The organism is Dactylosporangium sp. NBC_01737, from assembly GCF_035963215.1.
Lineage (GTDB): Bacteria > Actinomycetota > Actinomycetes > Mycobacteriales > Micromonosporaceae > Dactylosporangium.
In genome coordinates this window covers 8,968,658-8,993,066 of the sequence record NZ_CP109153.1, presented here as the reverse complement: position 1 = coordinate 8,993,066, position 24,409 = coordinate 8,968,658, and the positions used below count along the sequence as shown (strand labels likewise).

The 24,409-nt window shown below is 73.9% G+C and carries 26 protein-coding genes and 1 pseudogene; 20 read left to right on the top strand and 7 right to left on the bottom strand.

Going from position 1 to position 24,409, the window contains the following annotated elements; all coding sequences use genetic code 11:
* Positions 1–150: 150 nt before the first annotated feature.
* From OHA72_RS40950 to OHA72_RS40860, 19 genes and pseudogenes are all read left to right on the top strand, one after another.
* On the top strand, positions 151–2,619 hold the full coding sequence (locus OHA72_RS40950; protein WP_327001460.1) for a sensor histidine kinase: 2,469 nt from the start codon (positions 151–153) through the stop codon (positions 2,617–2,619).
* Positions 2,616–3,026, top strand: coding sequence for a roadblock/LC7 domain-containing protein (locus OHA72_RS40945; RefSeq protein ID WP_327001459.1), 411 nt, complete (start codon positions 2,616–2,618; stop codon positions 3,024–3,026). Before OHA72_RS40950 ends, OHA72_RS40945 begins: the two co-directional genes overlap by 4 nt.
* 218 nt (positions 3,027–3,244) lie before the next feature.
* Positions 3,245–3,631 (top strand): DUF742 domain-containing protein, encoded by a 387-nt coding sequence (locus OHA72_RS40940; RefSeq protein WP_327011763.1) that lies wholly within the window; start codon positions 3,245–3,247, stop codon positions 3,629–3,631.
* Positions 3,612–4,190, top strand: a complete 579-nt coding sequence (locus OHA72_RS40935) for a GTP-binding protein (protein ID WP_327001458.1) — start codon at positions 3,612–3,614, stop codon at positions 4,188–4,190. Before OHA72_RS40940 ends, OHA72_RS40935 begins: the two co-directional genes overlap by 20 nt.
* Before the next feature lie 62 nt (positions 4,191–4,252).
* On the top strand, positions 4,253–5,443 hold the full coding sequence (locus OHA72_RS40930; protein WP_327001457.1) for an L-erythro-3,5-diaminohexanoate dehydrogenase: 1,191 nt from the start codon (positions 4,253–4,255) through the stop codon (positions 5,441–5,443).
* Entirely contained in the window at positions 5,440–6,999 is a 1,560-nt protein-coding gene (locus tag OHA72_RS40925) for an amidohydrolase (RefSeq protein ID WP_327011762.1), read from the top strand. The genes OHA72_RS40930 and OHA72_RS40925 overlap by 4 nt, the downstream gene beginning before the upstream one ends.
* Positions 6,996–8,582, top strand: a complete 1,587-nt coding sequence (locus OHA72_RS40920; RefSeq protein WP_327001456.1) for a lysine 5,6-aminomutase subunit alpha — start codon at positions 6,996–6,998, stop codon at positions 8,580–8,582. Before OHA72_RS40925 ends, OHA72_RS40920 begins: the two co-directional genes overlap by 4 nt.
* Positions 8,579–9,310 carry a lysine 5,6-aminomutase subunit beta gene (locus tag OHA72_RS40915; RefSeq protein ID WP_327001455.1) on the top strand — a complete coding sequence of 244 codons (732 nt, stop codon included), beginning with the start codon at positions 8,579–8,581 and terminating at the stop codon, positions 9,308–9,310. Before OHA72_RS40920 ends, OHA72_RS40915 begins: the two co-directional genes overlap by 4 nt.
* Entirely contained in the window at positions 9,307–9,699 is a 393-nt protein-coding gene (locus tag OHA72_RS40910; RefSeq protein ID WP_327001454.1) for a 3-aminobutyryl-CoA ammonia lyase, read from the top strand. The genes OHA72_RS40915 and OHA72_RS40910 overlap by 4 nt, the downstream gene beginning before the upstream one ends.
* Positions 9,700–9,718: 19 nt before the next feature.
* Positions 9,719–10,555: pseudogene (locus OHA72_RS40905) on the top strand (glutamate mutase L); the annotation flags it as partial.
* Positions 10,531–10,932: a glutamate mutase L gene (locus OHA72_RS40900; protein WP_327001453.1), complete on the top strand. Its 402-nt coding sequence runs from the start codon at positions 10,531–10,533 to the stop codon at positions 10,930–10,932. The pseudogene OHA72_RS40905 and the gene OHA72_RS40900, both read left to right, overlap by 25 nt.
* Before the next feature lie 888 nt (positions 10,933–11,820).
* A complete protein-coding gene (gene lnt / locus OHA72_RS40895) occupies positions 11,821–13,446 on the top strand; it encodes an apolipoprotein N-acyltransferase (protein ID WP_327001452.1) in 1,626 nt (541 codons plus the stop codon).
* Entirely contained in the window at positions 13,443–14,258 is an 816-nt protein-coding gene (locus OHA72_RS40890) for a polyprenol monophosphomannose synthase (RefSeq protein ID WP_327001451.1), read from the top strand. The genes lnt and OHA72_RS40890 overlap by 4 nt, the downstream gene beginning before the upstream one ends.
* Before the next feature lie 10 nt (positions 14,259–14,268).
* Positions 14,269–14,811, top strand: a complete 543-nt coding sequence (locus OHA72_RS40885; RefSeq protein WP_327001450.1) for an FxsA family protein — start codon at positions 14,269–14,271, stop codon at positions 14,809–14,811.
* Positions 14,808–15,422 (top strand): nucleoside/nucleotide kinase family protein, encoded by a 615-nt coding sequence (locus OHA72_RS40880; protein WP_327001449.1) that lies wholly within the window; start codon positions 14,808–14,810, stop codon positions 15,420–15,422. Before OHA72_RS40885 ends, OHA72_RS40880 begins: the two co-directional genes overlap by 4 nt.
* Positions 15,419–16,456 (top strand): DUF4037 domain-containing protein, encoded by a 1,038-nt coding sequence (locus OHA72_RS40875; protein WP_327001448.1) that lies wholly within the window; start codon positions 15,419–15,421, stop codon positions 16,454–16,456. Before OHA72_RS40880 ends, OHA72_RS40875 begins: the two co-directional genes overlap by 4 nt.
* Before the next feature lie 26 nt (positions 16,457–16,482).
* Entirely contained in the window at positions 16,483–17,028 is a 546-nt protein-coding gene (locus OHA72_RS40870) for a hypothetical protein (RefSeq protein ID WP_327001447.1), read from the top strand.
* Positions 17,029–17,041: 13 nt separating this feature from the next.
* Complete coding sequence (locus OHA72_RS40865) at positions 17,042–17,533, top strand: GNAT family N-acetyltransferase (RefSeq protein ID WP_327001446.1); 492 nt, start codon at positions 17,042–17,044, stop codon at positions 17,531–17,533.
* 164 nt (positions 17,534–17,697) lie between these two features.
* Positions 17,698–18,138 (top strand): hypothetical protein, encoded by a 441-nt coding sequence (locus OHA72_RS40860; protein ID WP_327001445.1) that lies wholly within the window; start codon positions 17,698–17,700, stop codon positions 18,136–18,138.
* 72 nt (positions 18,139–18,210) lie between these two features.
* Here OHA72_RS40860 and OHA72_RS40855 read toward each other — a convergent pair whose 3' ends face one another.
* From OHA72_RS40855 to OHA72_RS40845, 3 genes are all read right to left on the bottom strand, one after another.
* Positions 18,211–19,359, bottom strand: coding sequence for an RNA polymerase sigma factor (locus OHA72_RS40855; RefSeq protein WP_327001444.1), 1,149 nt, complete (start codon positions 19,357–19,359; stop codon positions 18,211–18,213).
* 3 nt (positions 19,360–19,362) lie between these two features.
* Entirely contained in the window at positions 19,363–19,770 is a 408-nt protein-coding gene (locus OHA72_RS40850; RefSeq protein WP_327001443.1) for a YciI family protein, read from the bottom strand.
* 82 nt (positions 19,771–19,852) lie between these two features.
* Complete coding sequence (locus OHA72_RS40845; protein ID WP_327001442.1) at positions 19,853–21,232, bottom strand: MFS transporter; 1,380 nt, start codon at positions 21,230–21,232, stop codon at positions 19,853–19,855.
* A 68-nt stretch (positions 21,233–21,300) separates the two neighbouring features.
* Between OHA72_RS40845 and OHA72_RS40840 the strand changes: the two genes are divergently transcribed.
* Positions 21,301–21,633 (top strand): STAS domain-containing protein, encoded by a 333-nt coding sequence (locus OHA72_RS40840; RefSeq protein ID WP_327001441.1) that lies wholly within the window; start codon positions 21,301–21,303, stop codon positions 21,631–21,633.
* On the opposite strand, the gene OHA72_RS40835 is transcribed toward OHA72_RS40840, so the two are convergent.
* The 4 genes from OHA72_RS40835 to OHA72_RS40820 form a co-directional block, all read right to left on the bottom strand.
* Positions 21,599–22,522: a pentapeptide repeat-containing protein gene (locus tag OHA72_RS40835; protein WP_327001440.1), complete on the bottom strand. Its 924-nt coding sequence runs from the start codon at positions 22,520–22,522 to the stop codon at positions 21,599–21,601. The genes OHA72_RS40840 and OHA72_RS40835 overlap by 35 nt on opposite strands.
* Positions 22,476–22,820 (bottom strand): RNA polymerase-binding protein RbpA, encoded by a 345-nt coding sequence (locus OHA72_RS40830; RefSeq protein ID WP_033364323.1) that lies wholly within the window; start codon positions 22,818–22,820, stop codon positions 22,476–22,478. The genes OHA72_RS40835 and OHA72_RS40830 overlap by 47 nt, the downstream gene beginning before the upstream one ends.
* Before the next feature lie 169 nt (positions 22,821–22,989).
* Positions 22,990–23,124, bottom strand: a complete 135-nt coding sequence (locus tag OHA72_RS40825) for a hypothetical protein (RefSeq protein WP_327001439.1) — start codon at positions 23,122–23,124, stop codon at positions 22,990–22,992.
* Entirely contained in the window at positions 23,121–24,365 is a 1,245-nt protein-coding gene (locus tag OHA72_RS40820) for a hypothetical protein (RefSeq protein ID WP_327001438.1), read from the bottom strand. Before OHA72_RS40820 ends, OHA72_RS40825 begins: the two co-directional genes overlap by 4 nt.
* Positions 24,366–24,409 lie beyond the last annotated feature (44 nt).

The following is a 24,409-nucleotide window of genomic DNA, read 5'->3' as shown; positions in this document are numbered from 1 at the left end:
CCGGCTGGTCGGAAAAGCGGAGCCGCGGACATGACGGTGGGTCACGACTGGGGCCGCTTACGGTGGCGGTCCGCAACCGAAACCGCACCCGAGCGATGCCGTCCGTCTTGAGGTCTTCCGTTTGAGGTCTGCTTTGAGGTCTGAGGTCTGATGAACAACCGTTGGTCCATCCGCGCCAAGATCACGGCGATGCTGGCGATCCCGATCGTCATGCTCGTCGCGATCTGGCTGTTCGCGGTGAGCTTCACCCTCCAGCCCGCGCTCGACCTGCGGAACTCGAAGCTGGTCGGCGACAAGGTCACCGAGCCGGCCGAGGCGATGGTCGAGCAGCTGCAGGTCGAGCGGCAGCTGACCAGCGTGTACGTCGCCGGCGGCCGCAAGAACGCCACGGCGGTGCGGGAGCAGCGCGTGAGGACCGACGCGGCGGTCGCGGAGTTCCGGCAGCTGGCCGCGGACAAGGACTTCCAGGACGTGGCGAGCGAGGAGTCGAAGCAGGCGATCGCGGCGTCGACGAAGGCCGTGGACGCGCTGCCGCAGCTGCGGCAGCAGGCCGACGGCGGCGGGCAGGCCAGTGCGGTGCGGCAGGCGTACTCCGCGATCATCACCGGTACGTACGGCATCGCGGAGTCGCTGACGAACCACCAGGACTCCGAGGTCACCGAGGAGGCGACCGGCGTGTTCGTGCTGGGGCTGTCCCGGGACCTGTTCTCGCAGGAGGACGCGCTGATCACGGAGGCGGCGGCGAGCAACGCGTTCACGGCGCAGGCGCACACCGAGCTGGTGGCGCTGGTGGGGCAGAAGCGGCTGATCCTGCCGTACGGGGTGACGCTGCTGGCGGAGGACACGCAGGCGCGGTTCGGGGCGTTCTCCGGCGGCGGGGCGATGCTGAGGCTGACACAGCTGGAGAACCAGCTGCTGGCGACCGCGCCGGGGACGGCGGAGGCGGCGGGGATCGACCTGCAGGCGTGGCGGGCGGCGTTCGACCCCGTGAACGAGGAGCTGAAGAACTTCCGCGCCGAGGTGCAGCGGCACAACGTACAGGCGGCGCAGGACGCGTCGAACGCGATCTTCCTGCGGCTCGGTGTGGCCGGTGCGCTGGGGCTGCTGGCGGTGATCCTGTCGCTGGTGCTGTCGGTGCGTATCGGCCGGTCGCTGGCGCGGCGCCTGGACGGTCTGCGGGCGGCGGCGATGGATCTCGCCGATGAGCGGCTGCCGTCGGTGGTGTCGCGGCTGCGGCGTGGCGTGCAGGTGGACGTGGCGGCGGAGGCGCCGCCGTTGCGGCTGGGCACGGACGAGATCGGTCAGGTGGGTGAGGCGTTCAACTCTGTGCAGCGCACCGCGGTGGCGTCCGCGGTCGAGGAGTCCTCGGTGCGGCAGGGCATGAACGAGGTGTTCCTGAACATCGCCCGCAGGTCGCAGACGCTGCTGCACCGGCAGCTGTCGCTGCTGGACGGCATGGAGCGGCGTACGTCGGAGCCGGATGACCTGGCGGACCTGTTCCGGGTCGATCACCTGGCGACGCGTATGCGGCGGCACGCGGAGGATCTGGTGATCCTGGCGGGTGCGGCGCCCGGGCGGGGCTGGCGCAACCCGGTGTCGGTGATCGACGTGGTGCGTGGCGCGGTGTCGGAGGTCGAGGACTACGCGCGGGTGCAGGTGCAGCAGATCGGTGAGGGCGCGGTGGTCGGGCGGGCCGTCGGTGACGTCATCCATCTGCTGGCTGAGCTGATCGAGAACGCCACGGCGTACTCGCCGCCGCACACGCGGGTGAACGTGACGGGTCAGATGGTCCCGAACGGTTTCGTGATCGAGGTCGAGGACCGTGGGCTGGGGATGTCGGAGCAGGCGATCGCGGAGGCGAACCGGCGTCTGGTGGAGCCGCCGGAGTTCGATCCGGCGAACAGTGCGCGGCTGGGGCTGTTCGTGGTGGCGCAGCTGGCGGCGCGGCACGGGGTGCGGGTGGTGCTGCGGTCCTCGCCGTTCGGTGGGGTGACGGCGGTGGCGTTGCTGCCGACGGACCTGGTGGTGGCGCAGCCGAGCGCTGTGCCGTCGCCGTTGCCGCCGGGGGCGCCGGCGGACCTGTCGAACACGCACGAGATGCAGGTGGTGGCGCGGGAGCCGTTCTCGTGGCTGCCGGAGGACGGTGCCGGTGACGTGCCGGAGCACACTCAGGTGCTGCCGGCGTCCTCGATCGGGCAGCGGCCGGCGTTGTCGGTGGTGCCGGACGGGCGTCGTTCCGGTCCTGGTCCGTTGCCGCGGCAGCGGCCGGTCGGGCGTGCGGAGGCGGAGCGGCCCGCAGCGTCCGCAGCGGCCGGCGGGTCGGTGGCCGGGAGCCCGGGGCAGGGTTCCGGTCAGGGGGCGAGTCCGCGGGGGTTGCCGAAGCGGGTGCGGCAGCAGAGCCTTGCGCCGCAGTTGCAGCAGGACACGGCGGCGGCCGGTGACCTGGACGAGGTGGATGTGCCGCAGGCGAGCCGGTCGCCGGAGCAGCTGCGGCGGATGATGTCGTCGTTCCAGGCGGGCACGGCGCGGGGCCGGCACGCCGGCGGCGGCGACACCTCCGATGACGGCGGCAACGGCAGCGGCAGCGACGGCACGGGTCGTGACGGGGTGGCGGGATGACGGCGGCGCAGGGTAGCAACACCGGCCTGAACTGGCTGCTGGACGATCTGGTCGATCGGGTGCCGTCGGTACAGCGGTCGGTGGTGCTGTCGGTGGACGGGCTGATGATGGGCGCGTCGAAGGGTCTGTCGCAGGAGGACGCGGAGCACCTGTCGGCGGTCGCGGCGGGGTTTCAGAGCCTGGCGCGGGGTGCCGGGCGGCACTTCGGCGGCGGGCCGGTCCGGCAGACGATCATCGAGATGGAGTCGGCGTTCCTGTTCGTGACGGCGGCGGGTCGTGGTGCGTGCCTGGCGGTCCTGGCGGAGTCCGACGCGGACATCGGGCTGATCGCGTACGAGATGGCGATGCTGGTGCAGCGGGTGGGGCAGAACCTGTCGACGTCGGCGCGCCCGGTGGCCGGCGGATGACGACCCCGCCGGGCCGGCATGCGGCGGGTCAGCAGGACCGCGGTGATCCGCGGGAGCCGGGTGCGCCGGGTGCGGCTGAGCAGTTGTGGGTCGAGCAGCAGTGGGCTGAGCAGCAGCGGGCGGATGCGTACCGGGCTGAGCAGCGGCGCAGCTGGGAGGCCGACGAGTATGTCGCTCCGCGGGTGGAGCAGCCGTGGCCGGACCGGCCGCGGGGTGATCTGGCCGCGGAGCCGTGGGTGGATCACACGTGGGTGGACCGGGACGCGGGTCCGGTGGTGCGCCCGTATGCGATGACGGGTGGGCGGGTCCATCCGGCGTCGGGGTCGTTCGACGTGGTCGCGATGGTGGTGGCGAACCGGGCGGTGCTGTCGGACCTGGGGTACGTGCTGCAGCCGGAGCACCGGGCGATCCTGGCGTACGCGCGGGATCCGCTTGCGGTGGCGGAGCTGGCGTCGCATCTGGACCTGGCGCTGGGTGTGGTGCGGGTGCTGCTGGGTGACCTGCTGGGTCAGGGCCTGATCGAGATGTACCACCCTCCGGCGGCGGGCGAGCTGCCGAGCGAGAGCATCCTCAAGGCGGTGATCAATGGACTCCGGGCGCTCTAGGCCGGTCCCGACGGCGATCAAGATTCTGGTTGCCGGTGGGTTCGGGGCGGGCAAGACGACCCTGGTGGGTGCGGTGAGCGAGATCCGGCCGTTGCAGACGGAGGAGTCGCTGACGGCGGCGGGGATCGGCACCGATGACCTGACGGGGGTGGAGCGGAAGTCGACCACGACGGTGGCGATGGACTTCGGCCGGATCACGATCGGGCAGGATGTGGTGCTGTACCTGTTCGGTACGCCGGGTCAGGACCGGTTCTGGTTCCTGTGGGACGAGCTGGCGTTGGGTGCGCTGGGTGCGGTGGTCCTGGCGGACACGCGGCGGCTGGCGGACTGTTTCCCGTCGATCGACTACTTCGAGCGGCGCAGCACGCCGTTCGTGGTGGCGGTGAACTGTTTCGACGATGCGTCGTCGTACACGGAGGCGGAGGTCCGGGAGGCGCTGGACCTGGACGGTCATGTGCCGTTGCTGTTGTGTGACGCGCGGGACCGGGAGTCGAGCAAGGCGGTGCTGATCGGTCTGGTCGAGCACGTGTTGTCGCTGTCGACCGCCCGCGCACGGTAGTTCTTCCCGCACCTACGCTGGTGCGCCGGAAAATCTTCGGCTAACTTGTGTCGGTGCGGGAAATGACATCGCCGATCGGGTTGCACCGGGTCCTTGAACCGGCCGGGGTGCTGCCCCAGGCCGCCCACCGGCTGGACCCGGACCCGGCCATCGGCGCCGACGAGGTCCGCATCCGCGTGCAGCGGCTCAACCTGGACGCCGCGTCGTTCCACCAGCTGCGCACCGAGCACGGCGGCGACGGCGCGAAGGTCCGCGCGGCGGTCCTGGACATCGTCGGCACCCGCGGCAAGATGCACAACCCGGTGACCGGCTCCGGCGGCATGCTCATCGGCACCGTCGAGGCGGCCGGCCCCGCGTCGCCGCTCGGCCTGCGGGTGGGTGACCGTGTCGCGACCCTGGTGTCGCTGACGCTGACGCCGCTGCACATCGCCGACGAGCTGCGCGACTGGGACGGGCTGTCCGAGCAGGTCCCGTGCGACGGGCACGCGATCCTGTTCGCCCGGTCGATCGCCGCGGTCCTGCCCGACGACCTGGACCCGCAGCTGGCCCTGGCGGTCCTGGACGTGTGCGGCGCCCCGGCGCTGGTCGCCCGCGTCGTGCGGCAGACCCTGCGTGACCACACGGCGGCCCGACCGGTGACGGTCGCGGTCCTCGGCGCCGCCGGCAAGAGCGGCTCCCTCGCCCTCGCCGCCGCCCGTGACGCCGCGCAGAGCGCCGCCCGCAGCGCTGCCGGTGACCAGACGGCCACCTGGCGGCGGCAGGGGCCGGGCGTGGTCCGCACCGTCGGTGTTGTGCGCGACGAGGCCGAGCGGGCCAGGCTCGTCGCCGCCGGGCTCGCCGACGAGGTGGTCATCGCCGACGCCCGTGACGCGGTCGGGCTCGCCGCTGCCCTCGACGGCACCTCCGGCGGCCCGGCAGGCAGCGCAAACGACGCAAATGACGCGACCGGCGGTGTGACCGGCGGAGCCGCGGACGTCACCGTCGTCTGCGTCGACGTCCCCGGGTGTGAGCACGCCGCCGTCCTGGCCACCGCCCCCGGCGGCACCGTGGTGTTCTTCTCGATGGCGACGTCGTTCCCCGCCGCGGCGCTCGGCGCCGAAGGTCTCGCCGCGGATGTGACGATGCTCATCGGCAACGGTTACGTCCCGGGACACGCCGACTACGCGCTGCGGCTGCTGCGGGCCGACGCCGGTGTCCGGGGCCTCTTTCAGGCGCGGCTGCGGACCGAAGCACCGCCCGGGTTGGCAGACTGAGCCACATGCGAACCCTCTTCCGTGACGGCCGCGTCCACACCCCCGCCGACCCGTCCGCGACGGCGATGCTCGTCGACGGTGACACGATCGCCTGGCTCGGCCCGACCGCCGACGCACCCAGCAGGGCCGGACGCGTCGACCGGGTCGTGGACCTGGACGGGGCCCTCGTGACGCCGGCGTTCGTCGACGCGCACGTGCACACCACGGCCACCGGGTTCACGCTGCGGGGGCTCAACCTTGCCGGCACCACCTCCAGGGTGCAGGTCCTGGACGCTGTCGCCGCGCACGCCGCGACGCTACCGGCCGACGCGATCGTCATCGGGCACGGCTGGGACGAGTCGGGGTGGACGGATCAGCGGACCCCGACCGCGGCGGAGCTCGACCGGGCCGGTGGCGGCCGGGCCGTCTACCTGTCCAGGGCGTGCGTGCACGCGGCGCTGGTGTCCACCGCCCTGCTCACCGGCGAGGTGAAGGCAGCGGCGGGGTACGACGATTCCGGCTGGCTGCGCCGCGACGCCCACCACCTGGTGCGGGAGGTCGCGTTCGGGTCGGTGACGCACGCGCAGGTCCTGGACGCGCAGCGGGCGGCGCTGTCGCATGCCGCGTCGCTGGGGATCGCGTCGGTGCACGAGTGCGGCGGGCCGGGGACGTCCGGTGAGGCGGACTTCGTCGCGGCGCTGGCGCATGGTGCGTGGTTCCCACAGGTGTTCGGGTTGTGGGGTGAGCCGAACGCGGCGGCGAAGGCGAAGCAGCTCGGTGCGGTCGGTGCGGCCGGTGACCTGTACGCCGATGGTGCGCTCGGTGCCCGTACGGCGCATCTGCGCAGCGCGTACCTGGACGGGACGGGCCGGGACGCGCACGGCAACCGGGTCGAGGAGCACGGGCACGGGTACCTGACGGCGGAGCAGGTCACGGAGCATCTGGTGGACTGTGCCCGGCACGGGATGCAGGGCGGGTTCCACGCGATCGGGGACCAGGCGATCGAGACGGTCCTGGACGGGTTCAAGGGCGCGGCGAAACGGGTCGGGGTCGAGGCGATCCGTGCCGGCAGGCACCGCATCGAGCACGTGGAGCTGCTGGACAAGGCGCTGATCGCGGGGCTGGTCGACTTCGGGATCGTGGCGTCGGTGCAGCCGGCGTTCGACCGGTTGTGGGGCGGTGAGCACGGCATGTACGCGCAGCGGCTGGGCCGGGCCCGGTCCCTGGCGAGCAACCCGATCGGTGCGCTGGCGGGGGTGGGGGTGCTGCTGGCGTTCGGGTCGGACGCGCCGGTGACGGACCTGGACCCGTGGGGGACGTGCCGGGCGGCGATGCGGCATCACAACCCGGTGCAGCGTATCGGGGCGAAGGCGGCGTTCGCCGCGCACACCCGTGGTGGGTGGCGGGCCGTCGGCGTCGACGACGAGGGTGTGCTGAACCCGGGGTGGTCGGCGACGTTCACCGTGTGGGACACGACCGAGGACATCAGTGAGGTGCTGCACACCGAGACGAACCCGCAGGCGCGGGTGACGGTGCTGCGCGGGCGGCCGATCCACAACAGGCAGGAACCTTTATGAGCAGCGGGAAGCTGAAGCTGGACCGGCGCACGGTCGCGGCGGCGCGGCGGCTCGCGGCCGCGGCGGGGAAACCGGTCGTGGATCTGGCGCGCAGCCATACGACGGTGTCGGTGGAGCGTGCGACGCTGCGGCTGGCCGGGATCACCGGCGCCGACCCGGACGGTATCCCGTGGGTGAACCGGCTGGTCGACACGGTTGTGGAGCAGGTCGGGCTCGGCGGTGGGGTGACCGGGCCCGTGTTCGAGGCGTTGCTGCGCGACGGGCACACCGACCTCACGCTCCTGGCGCAGAAGGCCGCGGCGGGCAGTGTGACGTTCACGGCGGACGCACCGGCGGCGGCGAAACGGGCCGCTGCGAGGGCGGTCAAGACCGGTCTCACCCGCATCGACCGGCGCCGGGCGGAGCGGGAGCGGCTGATCAGAAGGCACGGCGACCCGCGGCAGCGGCCGTGGATCTACCTGATCGTCGCGACCGGTGACATCTATGAGGACATCCCGCAGGCGCAGGCCGCCGCCCGGGCCGGCGCGGACGTGATCGCGGTGATCCGCTCCACCGGGCAGTCGCTGCTGGACTACGTGCCGGAGGGCGCGACCCGGGAGGGGTTCGCCGGGACGTACGCGACGCAGGAGAACTTCAAGCTCATGCGGGCCGCCCTGGACGTGACGTCGAAGGAGGTCGGCCGGTACGTGCGGCTGACGAACTACGCGTCGGGGCTGTGCATGCCGGAGATCGCGGCGCTGGCGGGCCTGGAGCGGCTCGACATGATGCTCAACGACTCGATGTACGGGATTCTGTTCCGTGACATCAACCCGATCCGCACGTTCGTCGACCAGCGGTTCTCCCGGCAGGTCCACGCCCGGGCCGGGATCATCATCAACACCGGTGAGGACAACTACCTCACCACCGCCGACGCGGTCGACGCGGCGCACACGGTGACGGTGTCGCAGCTGCTCAACGAGTACTTCGCGCACGAGGCGGGGCTGGCGGACTGGCAGCTGGGGCTGGGGCACGCGTTCGAGATCAACCCGGAGTTGCCGGAGTCGTTCCGGCTCGAGCTCGCGCATGCGCTGCTGGCGCGGGAGCTGTTCCCGGAGGCGCCGCTGAAGTGGATGCCGCCGACGAAGCACATGACCGGGGACGTGTTCCGCGGCAACCTCCTGGACGGGTTCTTCAACCTTGCCGGTGTGCTCACCGGGCAGGGGATTCTCCTGGTGGGGATGATGACGGAGGCGGTGGTGACGCCGTGGCTGTCGGACCGTGACATCGCGCTGCAGAACGTCCGGTATGTCCTGAACGCGGCCGGGAACCTGCACGAGGACTTCACGCCCGGCACGTTCATCCGCGACCGGGCGCACACTGTCCTCGGCGAGGCCGTCACGCTGCTGCGGCAGATCGGTGAGCAGGGGCTGCTCACCGCGATCGGTGAGGGCACGTTCGGGATCATGCGGCGCCCCGCCGACCGCGGCAAGGGCCTGGACGGGGTCGCGAAACGCGACGCCGGCTACTGGAACCCGGCCATCGACCTGCTCGACGCGCAACGACACGACGGGCAGCGACACGACGCGGAAGGACAACCGGGATGAGCGCCGTCGTGCGGCCGTACGGGGACACCACCGGCGACGGCATGGTCCAGGTCAGTTTCACGCTGCCCCTCGCGGCGGACAAGCGCGGTGAGGGCGCGGCGTTGCAACTGGCGGGGAAGATGGGCATCGACCCGGCGATGGTGGTGCACGCCCGCCCGATCGGTGAGGCGCACACGTTCTTCGTCGTGTACGGGCGGGTCAACCACCTCGTGGAGCCCGGGAAGGTGATCGTCGCCGAACGGGACTACCCGCTGCTGTCGGCGAAGGAGGTCAACGCCGCGATCCGGGCGAGGCTGCGCCGCAAACTCGTCGTCGTCGGTGCGTGCATCGGCACCGACGCGCACACCGTCGGTATCGACGCCATCCTCAACGTGAAAGGGATCGCCGGTGAGAAGGGCCTGGAGTACTACCGGGAGTGCCGGGTGGTGAACCTCGGCGCGCAGGTCGCCGTCGCCGCGCTCGTCGAACACGCCCGCGTGGAGAAGGCCGACGCGGTCCTGGTCAGTCAGGTCGTCACGCAACGCGACGCGCACCTGACGAACACGCGGGAGATGTCGGCGGCGTTCCGGGAGGCGTTCCCGGCGGCGCGCCGGCCGCTGCTGGTCGTCGGCGGGCCCCGCTTCGACGAGCTGCAGACCGCCGACCTCGGCGTCGACCGGATCTTCGGGCGGGGCACCACCCCGCGGGAGGTCGCGTCGTATCTGGTGCACGCGGTGGGTGCCCGGTGAGCGGCGCGACCGGGGCCGCGGCCGGCGTGAGTGTCGTGCACCGCCGGTACGTGCCGTACTCGCACGCGCACTACGCGGGGAACCTCGTGGACGGCGCCTACAGCCTCGCGTTGTTCGGTGACGTCGCCACGGAGCTGTGCATCCGCACCGACGGTGACGAGGGCCTGTTCGCCGGGTACGCGTCCGTGGTGTTCCACGCGCCGGTGCGGGCCGGGGACGTCCTGGAGGTCACCGCGACGATCACCAGGGTCGGGACCCGCTCCCGCACCGTCGACTTCACGTGCCACGTCGTGTGCCGCGGTACCCCGGACGCCGGCGCGTCCGCGGCCGCGGTGCTGGACCCGCCGGTCCTCGCGGTGTCGGCGACCGGCACCGTCGTCGTGCCGTAACCCGGACGCCGGTAGCCGCATGCCGCTGGTCGCGTGCCTGGACGTCGGGTCGACGGACACGAAACTCGCCGTCGTGGACACCACCGACGGCACCCTCGTGCGGACCGGCACCCACCCGACGACCGGCGGTGACGTCCTCGTCGGCGTCGACGCGCTCCTCGCCGGCGCGGGCCCGGTCAGCGACGTGTACTGCTGCTCGTCGGCCGGGGGCGGGCTGCGCCTGGCCGTCATCGGCTATGAGGCCCTCGTCTCCGCCGACGCCGCGCACCGGGTCGCGCTGTCCGCTGGGGCGCGGGTCGTGCACGTCGCCGCCGGCCGGCAGGACCCCGCCGGCATCCGCGCGGTGCGGGCGGCGAAACCCGACGTGGTGCTGCTCGTCGGCGGCACCGACGGCGGTGACGGCGACACCCTGCTGCACAACGCGGCGAAGGTCGCCTCTGCCCGGTGGCGGGTCCCGGTCGTCGTGGCCGGCAACACCGACGTGCGGGACAGCGCCGTCGGTGTCCTCACCGCCAGAGGCGTCCCGGCGGTCGGCGCCGGGAACGTACTGCCGCGCATCGGGGTCACCGAACCCGGACCGGCGCGGGCCGCGATCCGTGCGGTGTTCCTGCGGCACGTCATCGGCGGCAAGCACCTGTCGAAAGGGCCGCGGTTCGCGCGGCTGGTGCGGATGGCGACCCCGGACGCGGTCCTCACCGGCGTGTCGCTGCTCGCCGACACCCTCGGCGCCGACGGCGGGGACCTCCTCGTCGTGGACGTCGGCGGCGCCACCACCGACGTGTACTCCGCGCTCGTCCCCGACGGCGGCGCCGCCGGGGTCGCCGGGACGCTGTGGCGGGCCAGGACCGTCGAAGGGGACCTCGGGGTGCGGTGGAACGTCGACGGGGTCCACGCCGCCGCCGGCCGGGAACGCGTCACCGTCGGCGACGGGCCGCTCGGCGTCGCCGCCGCAGCCGCGGTGATCGCGGTGCGCCGGCACGCCCGCAGCGCCGGGACCTGCGCAACGTCGCGACGGTGATCGCGTCCGGCGGCGTGTTCCGGCATGCTGACCGGGACGCGGCGCTCGCCGCGTTCGACCCGACGCTGCGTGATCACGCCGGCGGGTGGGCGCTGCCGCGTTCGCCGCGGGTCACCGTCGACGACCGGTACGTCCTGGCGGCCGCGGGGCTCCTCGCCGGTGAGCATCCCGCCGCAGCGGCCGGACTGCTGCGGGCGTACGTGCACAGTGGGTGACGGGCGGAGCAGGCGTACAGCAACGGCGGCGGGTCACTCGACGCGGGTGAACGAGGCACGACACACCGCACCCGCGACACCCGACACGCCGGGCCGGGTGAATTACATCGCGTGCGACAGTTGACAGGGCCCCCCGGCGAGCGCGTAACGTCTTTGCGTCCTACTTCGGCGCGGGTGACCACGGTTCGCTACTCCCCAACGCCCACTGATCGGACGTCCTCGTCAACCGACGGGACGCCACCGGATCCAGTGGGCGGGGGTCGGCGGGGGCCGCGGGCCGGGCATCCACCGGTGTCAGGGCAGGGGGGTCACGCGACCAGTAGACAACGGCACGTCCCGGGCAGCCAGCCCGTGCCGCGCCGGAACGAAGGCCGCGCCCGCACGCCCCTGCCGCACCGGCCGGACCAAGGGCCTGGGAGTGCGGGGCGCGACTTCGGTCGCGCCCCGATTTCAGCCCCGAAGCGCACAGCCGCCCGGGTCCGACTCCCGCAGCGCCTCCACCAGGGTCACCTGCGGGCGAGCGAGCCCGGCGGTCACCGGCAACGGTCGCGAGGGTGTGGTGACGGCCGGTCCGGGGGCGGCACGGTTGCGCTCCGGTCACAGTCCAGCCACATCCCAGCACATTCACAGCGGCGCGCACCGCCGCCGATTCCGTTCCCGGGGTGACCTGGCCGCATAATTGGCGCCGCGGGCCGACACCGGCCCGCGGGTCCGGCGTCGCCCACACGCGGCCACGCCGGGCCGGTCGGACACGGCACAGGGGATGGCGCAGGTGACCTTGGTCAGCACCGGCAGCGCAGCGGACAGCGGCTCGGCGGACGACGCTGACGGCCCCGCAGACCCGCCCGCACCCCCGGGCACACCCCGGCCGCACCCGCTGCACCCGCCGTGGCGGGCGACGCCGGTGCCGTGGGGCGGGCGGTGCCGCCGCTGTGGGTCGCGGTGCTCCTCGCCGCCGCCGCCGGGCCTGTGATGCTCGTCGCGTTCCCGCCGTACGGATGGTGGTGGGCGGCGCCCGTCGCCGTCGCGCTGGCCGCCGCGTCCGTGCACGGGCGGCGGCTGCGGGCCGGGTTCGGGCTCGGCACCCTCACCGGCGCCCTGTTCTTCACCCCGCTGCTGTCCTGGACGAACCTGCACACCGGCATGGTCCCGTGGCTGCTGCTGTCAGCGTTGCAGGCACTGTTCATCGGGCTGCTCGGCGCCGCCACCGCCTGGGTCAGCCCCCTGCGGCGCCGCGCGTGGATGTGGGCGCCGGCCCTGGCGGCGCTGTGGACGGCGCAGGAGGCGCTGCGGGACCGGGCACCGTTCGGCGGGTTCCCGTGGGGCAGGCTCGCGTTCAGCCAGGACACGTCACCGCTGCTGCGCCTCGCCGCGGCCGGCGGGGCACCTCTCGTCACGTTCGCCGTCGCGCTCACCGGTGCCCTCCTCGCCGTGCCGTTCGTGCATGCCATCAGCACACCCCGGCAGGGCCCCGCCGGCGACGTAACCCGCGGGTGGGATCAGCGGGTGAACCTTCTCGCCGCGCCCGCCGTCGCCGCGCTGCTCGTCGCTGCGGCGCTGCTGGTGCCGGTGCAGCGGCCGCACGGCACCGGCGTGTACGTCGCCGTCGTGCAGGGCAACGTGCCGCGGCTCGGCCTGGACTTCAACGAGCAGCGCCGCGCCGTGCTGGACAACCACGTGCGGGCCACCGTCGAGCTCGGCCGGGCCGTCACCCAGGACGGCGCCCGCCGCCCCGACCTCGTCGTGTGGCCGGAGAACTCCTCCGACATCGACCCGCTGCGCAACCGCGACGCCGCCGCCGCGATCCAGACCGCCGCCCGGGCCGTCGGCGTGCCGATCCTCGTCGGTGCCGTCCTCACCGACCCCGCCGTCGGTGTCGAGAACGCCGGGCTCGTCTGGGAACCCGACGTCGACGCCGCCGGCAACCCGCGGCAGGGCGGCGTGTCCGGCCGGTACACCAAACGGCACCCGGTGCCGTTCGCGGAGACGATGCCGCTGCGGGACATCGCCCGGATGGTGAGCAAAGAGGTCGACCGGGTCTCCGACATGACCGCCGGGGACACCCCCGGGGTGCTGCGGGTCGGGCCGGCGACCGTCGGTGACGTCATCTGCTTCGAGGTCGCCTACGACAGCATCGTGCGTGACACCGTCACCGGCGGCGCGCAGCTGCTGGCCGTCCAGACGAACAACGCCACGTTCGACGAGGCCGAGGCGCGTCAGCAGCTGGCGATGGTGCGGCTGCGGGCCGTCGAACACGGCCGGGACGCGCTCATGGCGTCCACCGTCGGGATCTCCGCGTTCGTCGACGCCGCCGGCGGCACCCACCAGGAGACGAAGTTCAACGAGGGTGCCGTCATCGTCGCCGAGCTGCGCCTCGGCTCCGCCCGTACGCTTGCGACGAGGCTCGGCGCCGGACCCGAATATGTGATCGTGATGCTGGGTATTGCCGCCTTGGTGGCCGCCGCAGCGGTCCGCCGGCGCGCCCGGCAGCACCCAACCGAGGAGGACGTGTGAGCGCAACCGACCGAGGCGTGAACCAGTACCCCGGGGTCGGCAGGGTCCTCGTCATCATCCCCACCTACAACGAGGCCGACAACCTGCGGCTCATCGTGGAGCGGGTCCGTGCCGCCACCCCCGCCGTGGACGTGCTCGTCGCCGACGACGACAGCCCCGACGGGACCGGGCGCATCGCCGACGAACTCGCCGCGGCCGACCCGGCCGTGCACGTGCTGCACCGGCCCGGGAAACAGGGGCTCGGCGCGGCGTACATGGCGGGGTTCGCGTGGGGCACCGAACACGACTACGACGCCGTCGTGGAGATGGACGCCGACGGCTCCCACGCCCCGGAGGAGCTGCCGAAGCTCCTCGACGCGCTCGGCGAGGCCGACGTCGTGCTCGGGTCCCGGTACGTGAAGGGCGGCAAGACCGTCGGGTGGCCGATGCACCGGCACCTGATCTCCCGCAGTGGCAACCTGTACGTGCGGATCGCGCTCGGCATGCCGTTCCGCGACGCGACCGGCGGCTACCGGGCGTACCGGACCCCGGTCCTGAGCAAGATCGAGATCGAGTCGATCGCGTCGCAGGGGTACTGCTTCCAGGTCGACCTCGCGTGGCGGTCGTTCCGCGACGGGTTCCGCGTCCAGGAGGTCCCGATCACGTTCGCCGAACGGCAACGCGGGCACTCGAAGATGAGCTCGTCGATCGTGCGGGAGGCGTTGTGGCGGGTCACCGTCTGGGGCGCGACCGCCCGCTGGGAGGCGGTGCGCCGCGCGGTTGCCGGCGGCGGGCCCCGCGACGCGCGCGCCGACGCCCGGCAGGGCAGCTGAGGACACGACCATGCGGACGTTCGGATTCGCCGCCGCCGGCGCGCTGCTGCTGGTGATCGCAGAGATCACCGTGTTCGTGCTGGTCGCCCACGCGATCGGCTGGTGGTGGGCGGTCCTGGCCGGGGCCGCGACCACGGTCCTCGGCGCGGTCCTCGCCAAACGTGAAGGGGTCCGGGCGTGGCGGCGGCTGCGGGCGGCGGTCAGCGAAGGCCGCCCACCCGGCGGTGACGCCGGCACCGGCGTCGCCGGGCTCGCCGGGGCGCTGCTGCTGCTCGCGCCCGGGTTCATCACCGACGCGGCCGGGCTGCTGCTGCTCATCCCGCCGGTGCGGGCGTTCACCGGGCGGCAGGTCCGCCGCGCCACCGAGTCGCGGATCTCCGCGGCGGCGGCCGGTGACCTGTTCGGGCCGCGGATCGTGAAGGCGACCCGCGCCGACCCCGCGCAGGGGACGGTGCCGCAGCAGCCGGGCTCGCAGCCGCACGGTGAGGTCCTGCAGGGTGAGGTCATCGAAGGGGACGTGATCGACCCGCAGCACCGCCACCACAGCGCGTGAAGGCCCGCCCCGTCACCGTCGGCGGGCTCGCCGCCGACATCGCCGCCCGGGTCGAGCTGGCCCACGCGACCAGGGTCGCCGTCGACGGCGCCCCCACCTCCGGCGCCGACGTCCTCGCCGAACGCGTCGTGGAGCAGCTGCGCGCCGACGGCGGGCACGCGGTCCACATCCGCGCCGGCGGGTTCCTGCGGGCCGCGTCGCTGCGGCTGGAGCGGGGCCGCACCAACCCCGACGCGTACTACGAGGACTGGCTGGACCTGCGGGCCGTCACCCGGGAGGTCCTCACCCCCGCGAAGGCCGGCGGCACCGGACGGGTCCTGCCGTCGCTGTGGGACCCCGTCACCGACCGGGCGACCCGCGCCCCGTACGTGCAGCTGCCCGCCGGCGGGATCGTGGTGCTGTCCGGCACGATGCTGCTCGGCGCCGGCCTCGACTTCGACGTCACCGTCCACCTCACGCAGAGCGCGGCGGCGATCGCCCGGCGCACGCCGCCGGAAATGCAGTGGACACTGCCGGCGTTCCAGCGGTACCACGACGAGGTGATGCCGCAGGAGTACGCCGACATCGTCGTGCGCGCCGACGACCCCCGCCACCCGGCCCTCGTCCTGTGACCGGGGTGTTCCTGCCGGGTCTCGCGCTGTGCGAGGTGTTCTACCGCGACGCGGTCGCGCCGCTGCTGGACGAGGCGTATCCGGGGCTGCCGCACGCCGCCGCCCGCATCGGGCCCGGCAGCGAGGTGCTCGGCTACGACACCGCCCGGTCCACCGACCACGACTGGGGGCCGCGGCTCACCCTGTTCCTCACCGCGGCCGACGCGGCACGGCACGGCGCCGGGATCGGCGCGATGCTGCGGGAGCGGCTGCCGAAGCACGTCCTGGGGTGGCCGACGCACTTCACGCCGCCGGACGCGCGGGTGCGGGTGATGACGGCGACCGACGGGCCGGTCGCGCACCGCGTCGAGGTCACCACCGTCGCAGACTGGACCGTCGCCCAGTTCGGGGCGCCGTTCCGCGGGACGCTGCTGGACTGGCTCGCCACCCCCACCCAGGTGTTCGCCGAAACGACGGCGGGCGCGGTGTACCACGACGACACCGGTGACCTGACCGCGCTGCGGGCCGCCGTGGCCTGGTATCCGGATGACGTGTGGCGGTACGTGCTGGCGGCGCAGTGGACGCACCTGGCGCAGGAGGAGGCGTTTCCCGGCCGGGCCGCCGAGGCGGGAGACGTCCTGGGTGGCCAGGTGGTCACGGCGAGACTGGCGCGGCACGTGATGCGGCTGCGACTGCTGCAGGAGCGCCGGTACCCGCCGTACAGCAAGTGGCTCGGCACCGCCCACGCGGCCCTGCCGGGTGCGGGCGTCGACGTCGGTGACCTGTGCCCGGCGTTCGAGGACGCCGGGCGGCGGCAGAACACGCTCGGGCTCGCCGAACCGGTCGACCCGACCCGCCGCGCGTACTTCGACAGGCCGTATCAGGTGATCGACGCGGGGCGGTTCGCCGCCGCGCTGCACGCCGCCATCACCGACCCGGCGGTGGCGGCGCTGCCCCCGGTGGGTGGCATCGACCAGTTCGCTGACAGCACCGACCTGCTGTGCAGCCCCGCCCTGCGGCGGGCCGTGATGGGTGCGGTCCTGGACGCGGGTTGACCTTCGACGGGCTACCGTCGCAAGGTGTGAAGACGTTCTGGGTGGACCGCGACCGGGACCGGTACCTCGGCGCCGTGCGGGACCGGGCGGCGGACTTCGCCGGCACCATCGGCGACATCGCACCCGTCGGGTTCGCGTGCGTCGCCTGGGCCGCCGCCACCCCGCCGATGCTGGACCCCGGGTACGTGCGCTGGCACCGGCGGGTCCTGACCGCGGTGTGCCTGCGCAACCCGTTCGACGGCGGGCTGACCGCCAGGGTGGAGCTGGTGTCGCCGCTGCCGGCGCCGCTGACCGCGACCCGCACCTGGTGGCGGGACCGCGGGTGGCGCGGCTGGCCGGAGCTGTTCGGGCAGTTCGTGCAGCCTTCCGCGCGGGACCTCAGCCGGCACCCGCACCTGCGGGGCACGCTGCTGCTGGAGACGCCGCTGCCCCTGGACGGGCTGCCGACCCCGACCGAGGACCGGCACCTGGACGCCGCCGCCGAACGCGCCGTCGCCGTGCTCGTGCGGCACCTCGACGACGTCGTGCGCCCGGTGCTGGAACAGCTGGACACCGACCACGCCGCACGGTGAGAAGATCCCGGTGGTGTCCCGGCGTACGAACCGGCGGGGTGTGGACACCCGCCCGCTCACCAGCGACGAATGGCAGCTCAAACGGCATCTGAGGCTCGCCGCGCTGCTCGACAGCCCGGCCGCGTTCGCCAGCAGCCACGCCCGTGAGGCCGGCCGCGGCGAGGCCGGCTGGAGGGACTGGCCGTGGCACGGCAGCGCGTTCGCCGCGTTCGACGGCGCCGAACCCGTCGGGATCGCGTGCGCGTGGGTGACGCCCGCGGAACCCGACGTCACCCACCTGATCAGCATGTGGGTGTGCCCGTCCGCGCGTGGCCGGGGCGTCGCCGGCCGGCTCGTCGGCGCCGTCACCGGATGGGCGCGGCAGCGTGCCGCCCGGCGGGTCGAGCTCGAGGTCGGCGCCGGCAACGACGCGGCGCTGCGGACGTACACGCGGGCCGGGTTCACCGTCACGGGGCGGGAGCCGTTCACGGCCGGCGGGACGGTCCTGGAACTGCGTCTGCCGTAGGTCTCGCGTGCAGCGACCCGCATACAACGAGCTGGCCTGACAGCGGTCACCGGCTGGCCTGACGTCCTTCAGCCTTTGGCTGAAAGGATGACGCGTTTTGCGAGAAATGCGGCTTTCAACTACATAGTGTAATCGCGTCATCACGACACGAGGGGGAGTCAGAGATGCGAAACGCACAACGGTTCATGGCCCTGGCGAGCTTGACGCTCGCCGCGGGCTCGATCATCGGCCTCGGCGCCACAGCCGCGTCGGCCGCGCCCAGCGCTGACAGCAACACCACCGCCATCCAGGCCCCGCCGCCCGGCGGTGGCGGCGGGGGTGGCGGCGGAGGCACCGGCGGCGGTGGTGGCGGCAGCCACTGGCCCGGCGGCATGGGCAACAGCGGCGGCGGCCGCTGGCACGGCACCTTCGACGGCCACCGCCGCAACAACGGCTGGGTCCAGTCCTGGGCCGTCGACACGTTTCGGTCCAAGAAGGCCTGCAACTGGGTCGGCTGGATCGGCGAGCAGCGCCACCTGTGGGACGACTCCGACTGCTACCGCATCGGCCGCAACAAGTACATCCTGATCGCACACGAGTACGGCGGCCGCCGGCACCGCGTCTGACACCACGGCACCACCCACGGCGGGCGGCACCCCACATCACAGGGGTGCCGCCCGCCGGCGTCCGTGCCGGGCTCAGCCACGCAGCCGCGCGTTGAGGCGGGCCGCCTGCCGGGTCAGATGGTCGCGTTCGGCGAGGTTCGACGCCGCCCGGGCCGCCTGCGCGTACAGGCGGGCCGCGGCGACCGGGTCACCGTCACGCTCGTGCAGGTACGCCGCGACCGCCGTGTAGCGCGGCAGGGACGCATCCACGCCCGCCAGGGCCGCCAGACCCGCCCGCGCCCCGTCGGCCTCACCGACCGCGACGGCCCGGTTCAGCAGCACCACCGGGTTGCCCGTGAGCCGCACCAGCTCGTCGTACCACTCGACGATCTGCACCCAGTCGGTCTCCTCGGCGCGACGGGCGTCGGCGTGCAACGCCGCGATCGCCGCCTGCGCCTGGAACTCGCCCAGCCGGTCCCGGGCCAGCGCCGCCTGCAGCACGACGACGCCCTCGGCGATCATGCCGGTGTCCCACAGGCCACGGTCCTGCTCGGCGAGCGGGACGAGCCGGCCGTCGGCGCCGGTACGGGCCGGGCGCCGCGCATGGTGCAGCAGCATCAGCGCGAGCAGCCCCGCAACCTCCGCATGACCGGTCCTCGCGGCCAGCTCACGGGTCAGCCGGATCGCCTCCGCGGCCAGGTCCACGTCGCCGGAGTAGCCCTCGTTGAACACCAGGTACAGCACCCGCAGCACCGTGGCCACGTCACCGGGCTGGTTGAACCGCACCCCCGCCACGGTCCGCTTCGCCCGGCTGATCCGCTGCGCCATCGTCGCCTCCGGCACCAGGTACGCCTCCGCGATCTGCCGCGTCGTCAGGCCGCCGACCGCCCGCAGGGTCAGCGCGACCGCCGACGCCGGGGTCAGCGACGGGTGCGCGCACAGGAAGTACAGCTGCAGCGTGTCGTCGGCCACCTCCGCCGGGCCGGGCTCCGGCTCGCCGTCGACGCGGACCTCCCGCAGCCGCCGGGACGTGTCGGCGCGGGCCGCGTCCAGGAACTTGCGCCACGCGACGGTGACCAGCCAGCCCTTCGGATCCCGCGGCGGGTCACCCGGCCACACCCGCACCGCCTCGACCAGCGCGTCCTGCACCGCGTCCTCGGCCGCCGCGAAGTCAGCTCCGCGGCGCACGAGCACGCCGATCACCGTCGGGGTGAGGGTCCGCAACAGGACCTCATCGACCACGCGTCACTCCACGCACGCCGGGCCGGCGGACAGGAACGGCCGCAGCTCCAGCCACTCGTTGATCGGCTCGCCGCCCGCGCCCGGCGCCGCGGACAGTTCGGCGGCCAGTTCCAGGGCCCGCTCGTACGTGTCGACGTCGATCACCATCCAACCGGCGATCAGGTCCTTCGTCTCCGCGAACGGCCCGTCGGTCACCGGGGTCCGCACCGCACCGTCGGCGCGGACGAACACCCCGTCCGGCGACAGCTCCTGACCGTCGACGAACTCGCCGCTGCGCTCCAGCCGCGCGGCGAAGTCCCGCATGTACTGCACGTGCGCCGTCACCTCCTGCGGCGTCCACTGGTCCATCGGCACGTCGTTCGTCGGCGCCGGCGCGCCCCGGTAATGCTTCAGCAGCAGGTACTTGGCCATCATGATCTCCTCGATGCGGCACGGGCGTCGTCGCCGTGTCCGCTACGGGGACGCAGCCGCGCCCCGGTTCTCGACATCGCCATTATCGTGTTCTGCGCCGGGCCCGCAGCAGCACACCGCCGAGGGCGGCGGCCAGCAGGTGACTGGCGGCGAGCACCCCGACCAGCGCCGCCGGCGGCGCGCCCGCGACCAGGGTGAACGTGGCCGCACCGACCGACGCCGCGGTCAGCTTGATCCCGGCGCCGAGCGTGAACACCTGCGTGCGGGTCCCCGGCGGCGCCTCCTGCGACCGGACCTGCAGCACCGAGGACAGCAGCGGACCGTCCAGGACCCCGGCCACCGCGAACACGCCGACGAGCACCGGCCACGGCACCGCGGCGAGGACCGCACCGGCGAGACCGGCGAACGCCGCGCCGACCCCGACCAGGCACGCCACCGCGACCAGGTGCGGCGGGAGACGGACCGGGAACCGCGCCACCAGCAGCGATCCGCACAACGCACCGACCCCGAGGGCCGTGACCAGCAGACCGCCACCCGCCGGGCGGCCGGTGGCGACCCCGAGCACGACGGCGACCGGCGCGATCATCCCGGCGCCGTACGCGGCCACCGCCGTCGCCGCCGTCACCGCCAGCAGCGGGCGGCTGCGCACGATCGCCGCCAGGCCGTCCCGGACCCCGACCCGCGCCGGCCGCTCCGACCGCGCCGACCGCTCCGGCCGCTCCGGCCGCTCCGACTGTTCCGACTGTTCCGCGGGCCCGCCGGGGACCACCGCGACCGCCGCGTCGGACGGCGCGGCACGCCCGGCGGCGTCGCCACCGGCCGCGAACACGGGTGCCGGCGCGGCGACCGGGCCGGCGGCGGTCACCGCAGTGGCTGCCGGGGTGGCTGCCGGGGTGGCTGCCGCGGCGACCGGGGCGGGGGTGTCGGCGACCGTGAGCAGCGCGGCCGCCGCGAGCAGGCACGCACCGGACAGCACCGCCGCGGCGACCGGCACCCCGAACGCCGCCACCAGCAGCGCCCCGGCCGCCGGACCGGCGATCTCCGCCACGTTGTACGTCGCCGCGTCCAGGCCGCGTGCGTGCGGGCGGCGCGCCGGCGGTACCACGTCATCCAGGCGGCTCGACAGACCACCGAAGATCATCGGGCCGCACCCGCCGGCGACGAGGGCGAGGACGACGACGAGCGGCAGCGGCGCGACACCCGTCAGCAGCAGCACCGCACCGAGCGTGACCCCGAACAGGGCCGCGAACCCCGCGTGGACGAGGCCCGGGCGGCGGGCCCGGTCGGTGACGAGCCCGACGAACGGGCCGGCGAGCACGTGCGGGACCATCACCGCGGCCAGGACCAGCGCGCCCAGCGCAGGGTCGCCGGTGTGCCGCACCGACGCGAGGAGCAGCGCGACCCCACCCCCCGCGTCCGCGGTCCGGGCCAGGGTCGCGGCCGTGAGGAGACGGGCGAGCATGGCGGCAACGTACCCGCTGTGCTGCGGAGTGGACTGAACCGGTGCAGGATCGAGTGATGGATGTTGCAGTGACGGACTGTGCTGACGGTGTCGTGCTCGTCGCGCTGCGCGGCGCCCTCGACATCGACTCCGCCCCCCGGTTACGTGAGGCGATGCACGGTGCGCTGGACCGCGGCAGATCCCGGATCGTGGTGGACCTCGGCGACGTCGAGTTCTGCGACTCGGTCGGGCTCGGGACCTTCGCGTACAGCCACAACCGGTGCGTCGCCGACGGAGGCTACCTGCGGCTGGCGGCGCCGTCGCCGTTCCTGGCGGGGCTGCTGGACACGGTCGGGCTCACCGGCCGGATACCGGTCCACGACACGGTCAGCGACGCGCTGTCCAGTGGCCGGGGCGGCTGAGCGTCGCCGGCAGCCGGGTCGCGCCGTCACCACGGGCCGCGTCCAGCTGCGACTGGATCAGGAACAGGGCACCGCGCAGGTCCGCGCCCCGCAGGTCGGCGCCGCGCAGGTCCGCGCCGGTGACGTCGGCGCCGGTCAGGTCTGCGCCGCGCAGGTCGGCACCGACCGCTGACGCGCCCCGCAGGTCCGCGGCCCGCAGATCGGTGCGCCGCAGGTCCTTGCCGACGACGTTTCTGCCCTGGTACGCCTGCCGCCTGCCCCGCACGCGCGCCCTGGCCAGTTCGCCGGCCTGCCGCAGCAGCGGCACCACGGACATGCGGTGCGCGTCGACGTCGACGGCGGCGAGCGCGTCGGCGGGCAGGTCGGTGAGGCGGCGGGTCTCGGCGAGCGCGTCGTCGAGCCTGGCGTGCAGCGGTGCGGCGGCGGCCAGGTCACGGGCCTCGGTCAGGTACCACAGCAGCTCGTGCAGGTGCCGCATGGTCGCGAACACGGCGAACATCAGCGGCGCCGAGCCCGGTGCCCGCCGCCAGTCCCTGCCGGCGAACGTCACCTGGGCGACCTTCTGCCCGGCGCCGAAACAGTCGTAGACGGTGCAGCCGGCGAACCCCCGCTGGCGCAGCTCGGTGTGGATGCCGCAGCCGAACCCGTCGGTCCCCGACGCGAGGTTCGGGCAGGCGTGGCCGGCGGGCTTGTCGATCGCGAAGTCCGCGGACCGGGCGAACGCCGGCGCGACGCAGCACAACCCGAAGCAGCTGCCGCAGTCGGCACGCAGAGCGCCCCGGCGGTCACCGACCGCCGGGGCGTCCTTGCTGTCCTGCGTGCTTATGCGGTTGTCCCGCCGCTCAGGCTGAGCGGCCACGGCGGTGGCGGACCTCTTCGAGGCGCTCATTGAGGATGTCCTCGAGCTCCGCGATCGAGCGCCGCTCCAGCAGCATGTCCCAGTGGGTGCGCGGCGGCTTCGCCTTCTTCGCCTCCGGCTCGTTGCCGTCGACCAGCCGTGCGACGCTGCCGTCGAACTTGCACTCCCAGGTCATGGGGACCTCGGCGTCGACGGCGAACGGCACCTCGAACTGGTGCCCCTTGGCGCACAGGTATTCTCGGGTCTGACGCGGAGCCAGCTCGGTGTTGCGGTCGGACTCGTAGCTGACGGCTCCGAGACGGCTGCCGCGCAGCATGCGCTCGCCCATGGTCGGTCTTCCCCTTCGAATCGTGTTGCGCTTCGTTGTAACCAACGACACCACGTGGTCTGACGATTCCCACTGCGGGCGGGCAGATTACACGACCTTCCGGGACCTGCGGTAGTCCAGTCGCCGGGTCGGTACGGTTATTTTACGTTGGGTTTCAATGATCGACCAGTTAGGCGGCGCCGTGGCGCGCCTCACCACCGGTAGTTTCGGCAGGTGTCTGTCCCGGTTGACGGGAACCGGTCAGTTGCGCCAGCGCCCCGCTGAGCGTCGCCAGCTGCTGCTGCAGCAGCGCCTGACCGGTCACCTCCCGCTCCACCGCCCGCGCCAGCTGCCCGCGCAGATCCTCGGCGCGGTCCCTCGCCCGGTCCAGTTCACCCTCCAACCGGCGGGTCTCACCCTGCAGGCGGGTGGTGTCCTCCTGGAGCCGGTCCATGGCCGCCTGCGCCTGCTCGAGGCGCCGCCGCAGCCGGGCCGCCTCCTCCGTGCGGCCGGCCAGGGCCCGTTCGACCGCCTCCCGGTCCCGCACTGCCGTGTCGGCGGCGGCGCGGGCGGTGTCACGTTCCCGGTACGCCTCCGCGCGCAGCGCCGCCTCCGTCGCCGCCTCCCGGCGGGCCGCGTCGCGTTCGACCCCGCGACGGCCGCGGCCGCGTCGGCGTCACGGGCCGCGGCCTGCGCCGCGTCGACCCGGCGCGCGGCGTCGCGTTCGGCGTCGGCGACGGTCCGCGCGGCGGCGTGCTGCGCCTCGGCGACCAGGACGGCCGCCTCGTCCGTCGCGACCTGGGCGGTGTGCCGGGCGTCCTCGGCGGCCAGGTGCGCGGCCTGCGCGTCGCGGCGGGCCTCGTCGGCGCCGGCGTGCGCGGCCGCGGTCTCCTCCCGGGCCGCCGCGGCGGCCGCCTCCGCCGCGCGGGTCGCGGACCGTGCGGCCTTCACCGCCGCGTCGGCCTGCTGCACGGCGGCGCGGGCGTCGTCGCGTTCGGCGTGCGCTGAGAGCACCCCGGCGGCGGCCTCGGCGCGGGCGTGCGCGATCTGCCGCTCGACCCCGGCCGGGGACAGCTCCGCGTGCAACGCCTCCACCAGGGTCTCCACGACCTGGTCGAGGCGTTCGGCGACCTCGAACGCGCGGGCCACCTGCCCGCTCAGCCCGGGGGAGGCCCGGTGCCGCAGCCGGGCGTTGCGGGCGGCGCGCTGGCACTCTCCGTCGTTGTCACGGCAGTACCGGAACGGCCTACCGGCCGCGTTGCGCTGCGGCACCGGCCGGCCACAGTGCGCACACGGCCGTTCGTCGCCGTCCTGCTCCGTGCCGTTCCCGGCGTCCAGACCGGCGTCCAGGCCGGCATCCAGGCCGGCATCGCCCGCGTTCGTCCGGGGGTGATCCCGGGTATCCGTCTGAGGGCCGGTCCGCGCGGCGTCCGGCCCCGCGTCCTGCCCGGCCTCCCGGGCGGTCTCCCGGCCGACGCCACGGCCGGTCCCGCGTCCCGTCCCGCGGTGACCGTCCGGCTGGTCCACCCGGACGGTCACCGCGGGACGTTCCTTCGCATCCTTCACGGCCGTGAGCGTAGGCGTTCCCCGGCGTTTCCCATCCGACGACA

What these genes read in the sequence shown, in the direction of transcription:
- OHA72_RS40950 (WP_327001460.1), top strand. Translation starts at nt 151, where the DNA reads ATGAACAACCGTTGGTCCATCCGCGCCAAGATCACGGCGATGCTGGCG.
- OHA72_RS40945 (WP_327001459.1), top strand. Translation starts at nt 2,616, where the DNA reads ATGACGGCGGCGCAGGGTAGCAACACCGGCCTGAACTGGCTGCTGGAC.
- OHA72_RS40935 (WP_327001458.1), top strand. Translation starts at nt 3,612, where the DNA reads ATGGACTCCGGGCGCTCTAGGCCGGTCCCGACGGCGATCAAGATTCTG.
- OHA72_RS40930 (WP_327001457.1), top strand. Translation starts at nt 4,253, where the DNA reads ATGACATCGCCGATCGGGTTGCACCGGGTCCTTGAACCGGCCGGGGTG.
- OHA72_RS40920 (WP_327001456.1), top strand. Translation starts at nt 6,996, where the DNA reads ATGAGCAGCGGGAAGCTGAAGCTGGACCGGCGCACGGTCGCGGCGGCG.
- OHA72_RS40915 (WP_327001455.1), top strand. Translation starts at nt 8,579, where the DNA reads ATGAGCGCCGTCGTGCGGCCGTACGGGGACACCACCGGCGACGGCATG.
- OHA72_RS40885 (WP_327001450.1), top strand. Translation starts at nt 14,269, where the DNA reads ATGCGGACGTTCGGATTCGCCGCCGCCGGCGCGCTGCTGCTGGTGATC.
- OHA72_RS40860 (WP_327001445.1), top strand. Translation starts at nt 17,698, where the DNA reads ATGCGAAACGCACAACGGTTCATGGCCCTGGCGAGCTTGACGCTCGCC.
- OHA72_RS40850 (WP_327001443.1), bottom strand. Translation starts at nt 19,770, where the DNA reads ATGGCCAAGTACCTGCTGCTGAAGCATTACCGGGGCGCGCCGGCGCCG.
- OHA72_RS40845 (WP_327001442.1), bottom strand. Translation starts at nt 21,232, where the DNA reads ATGCTCGCCCGTCTCCTCACGGCCGCGACCCTGGCCCGGACCGCGGAC.
- OHA72_RS40835 (WP_327001440.1), bottom strand. Translation starts at nt 22,522, where the DNA reads ATGAGCGCCTCGAAGAGGTCCGCCACCGCCGTGGCCGCTCAGCCTGAG.
- OHA72_RS40830 (WP_033364323.1), bottom strand. Translation starts at nt 22,820, where the DNA reads ATGGGCGAGCGCATGCTGCGCGGCAGCCGTCTCGGAGCCGTCAGCTAC.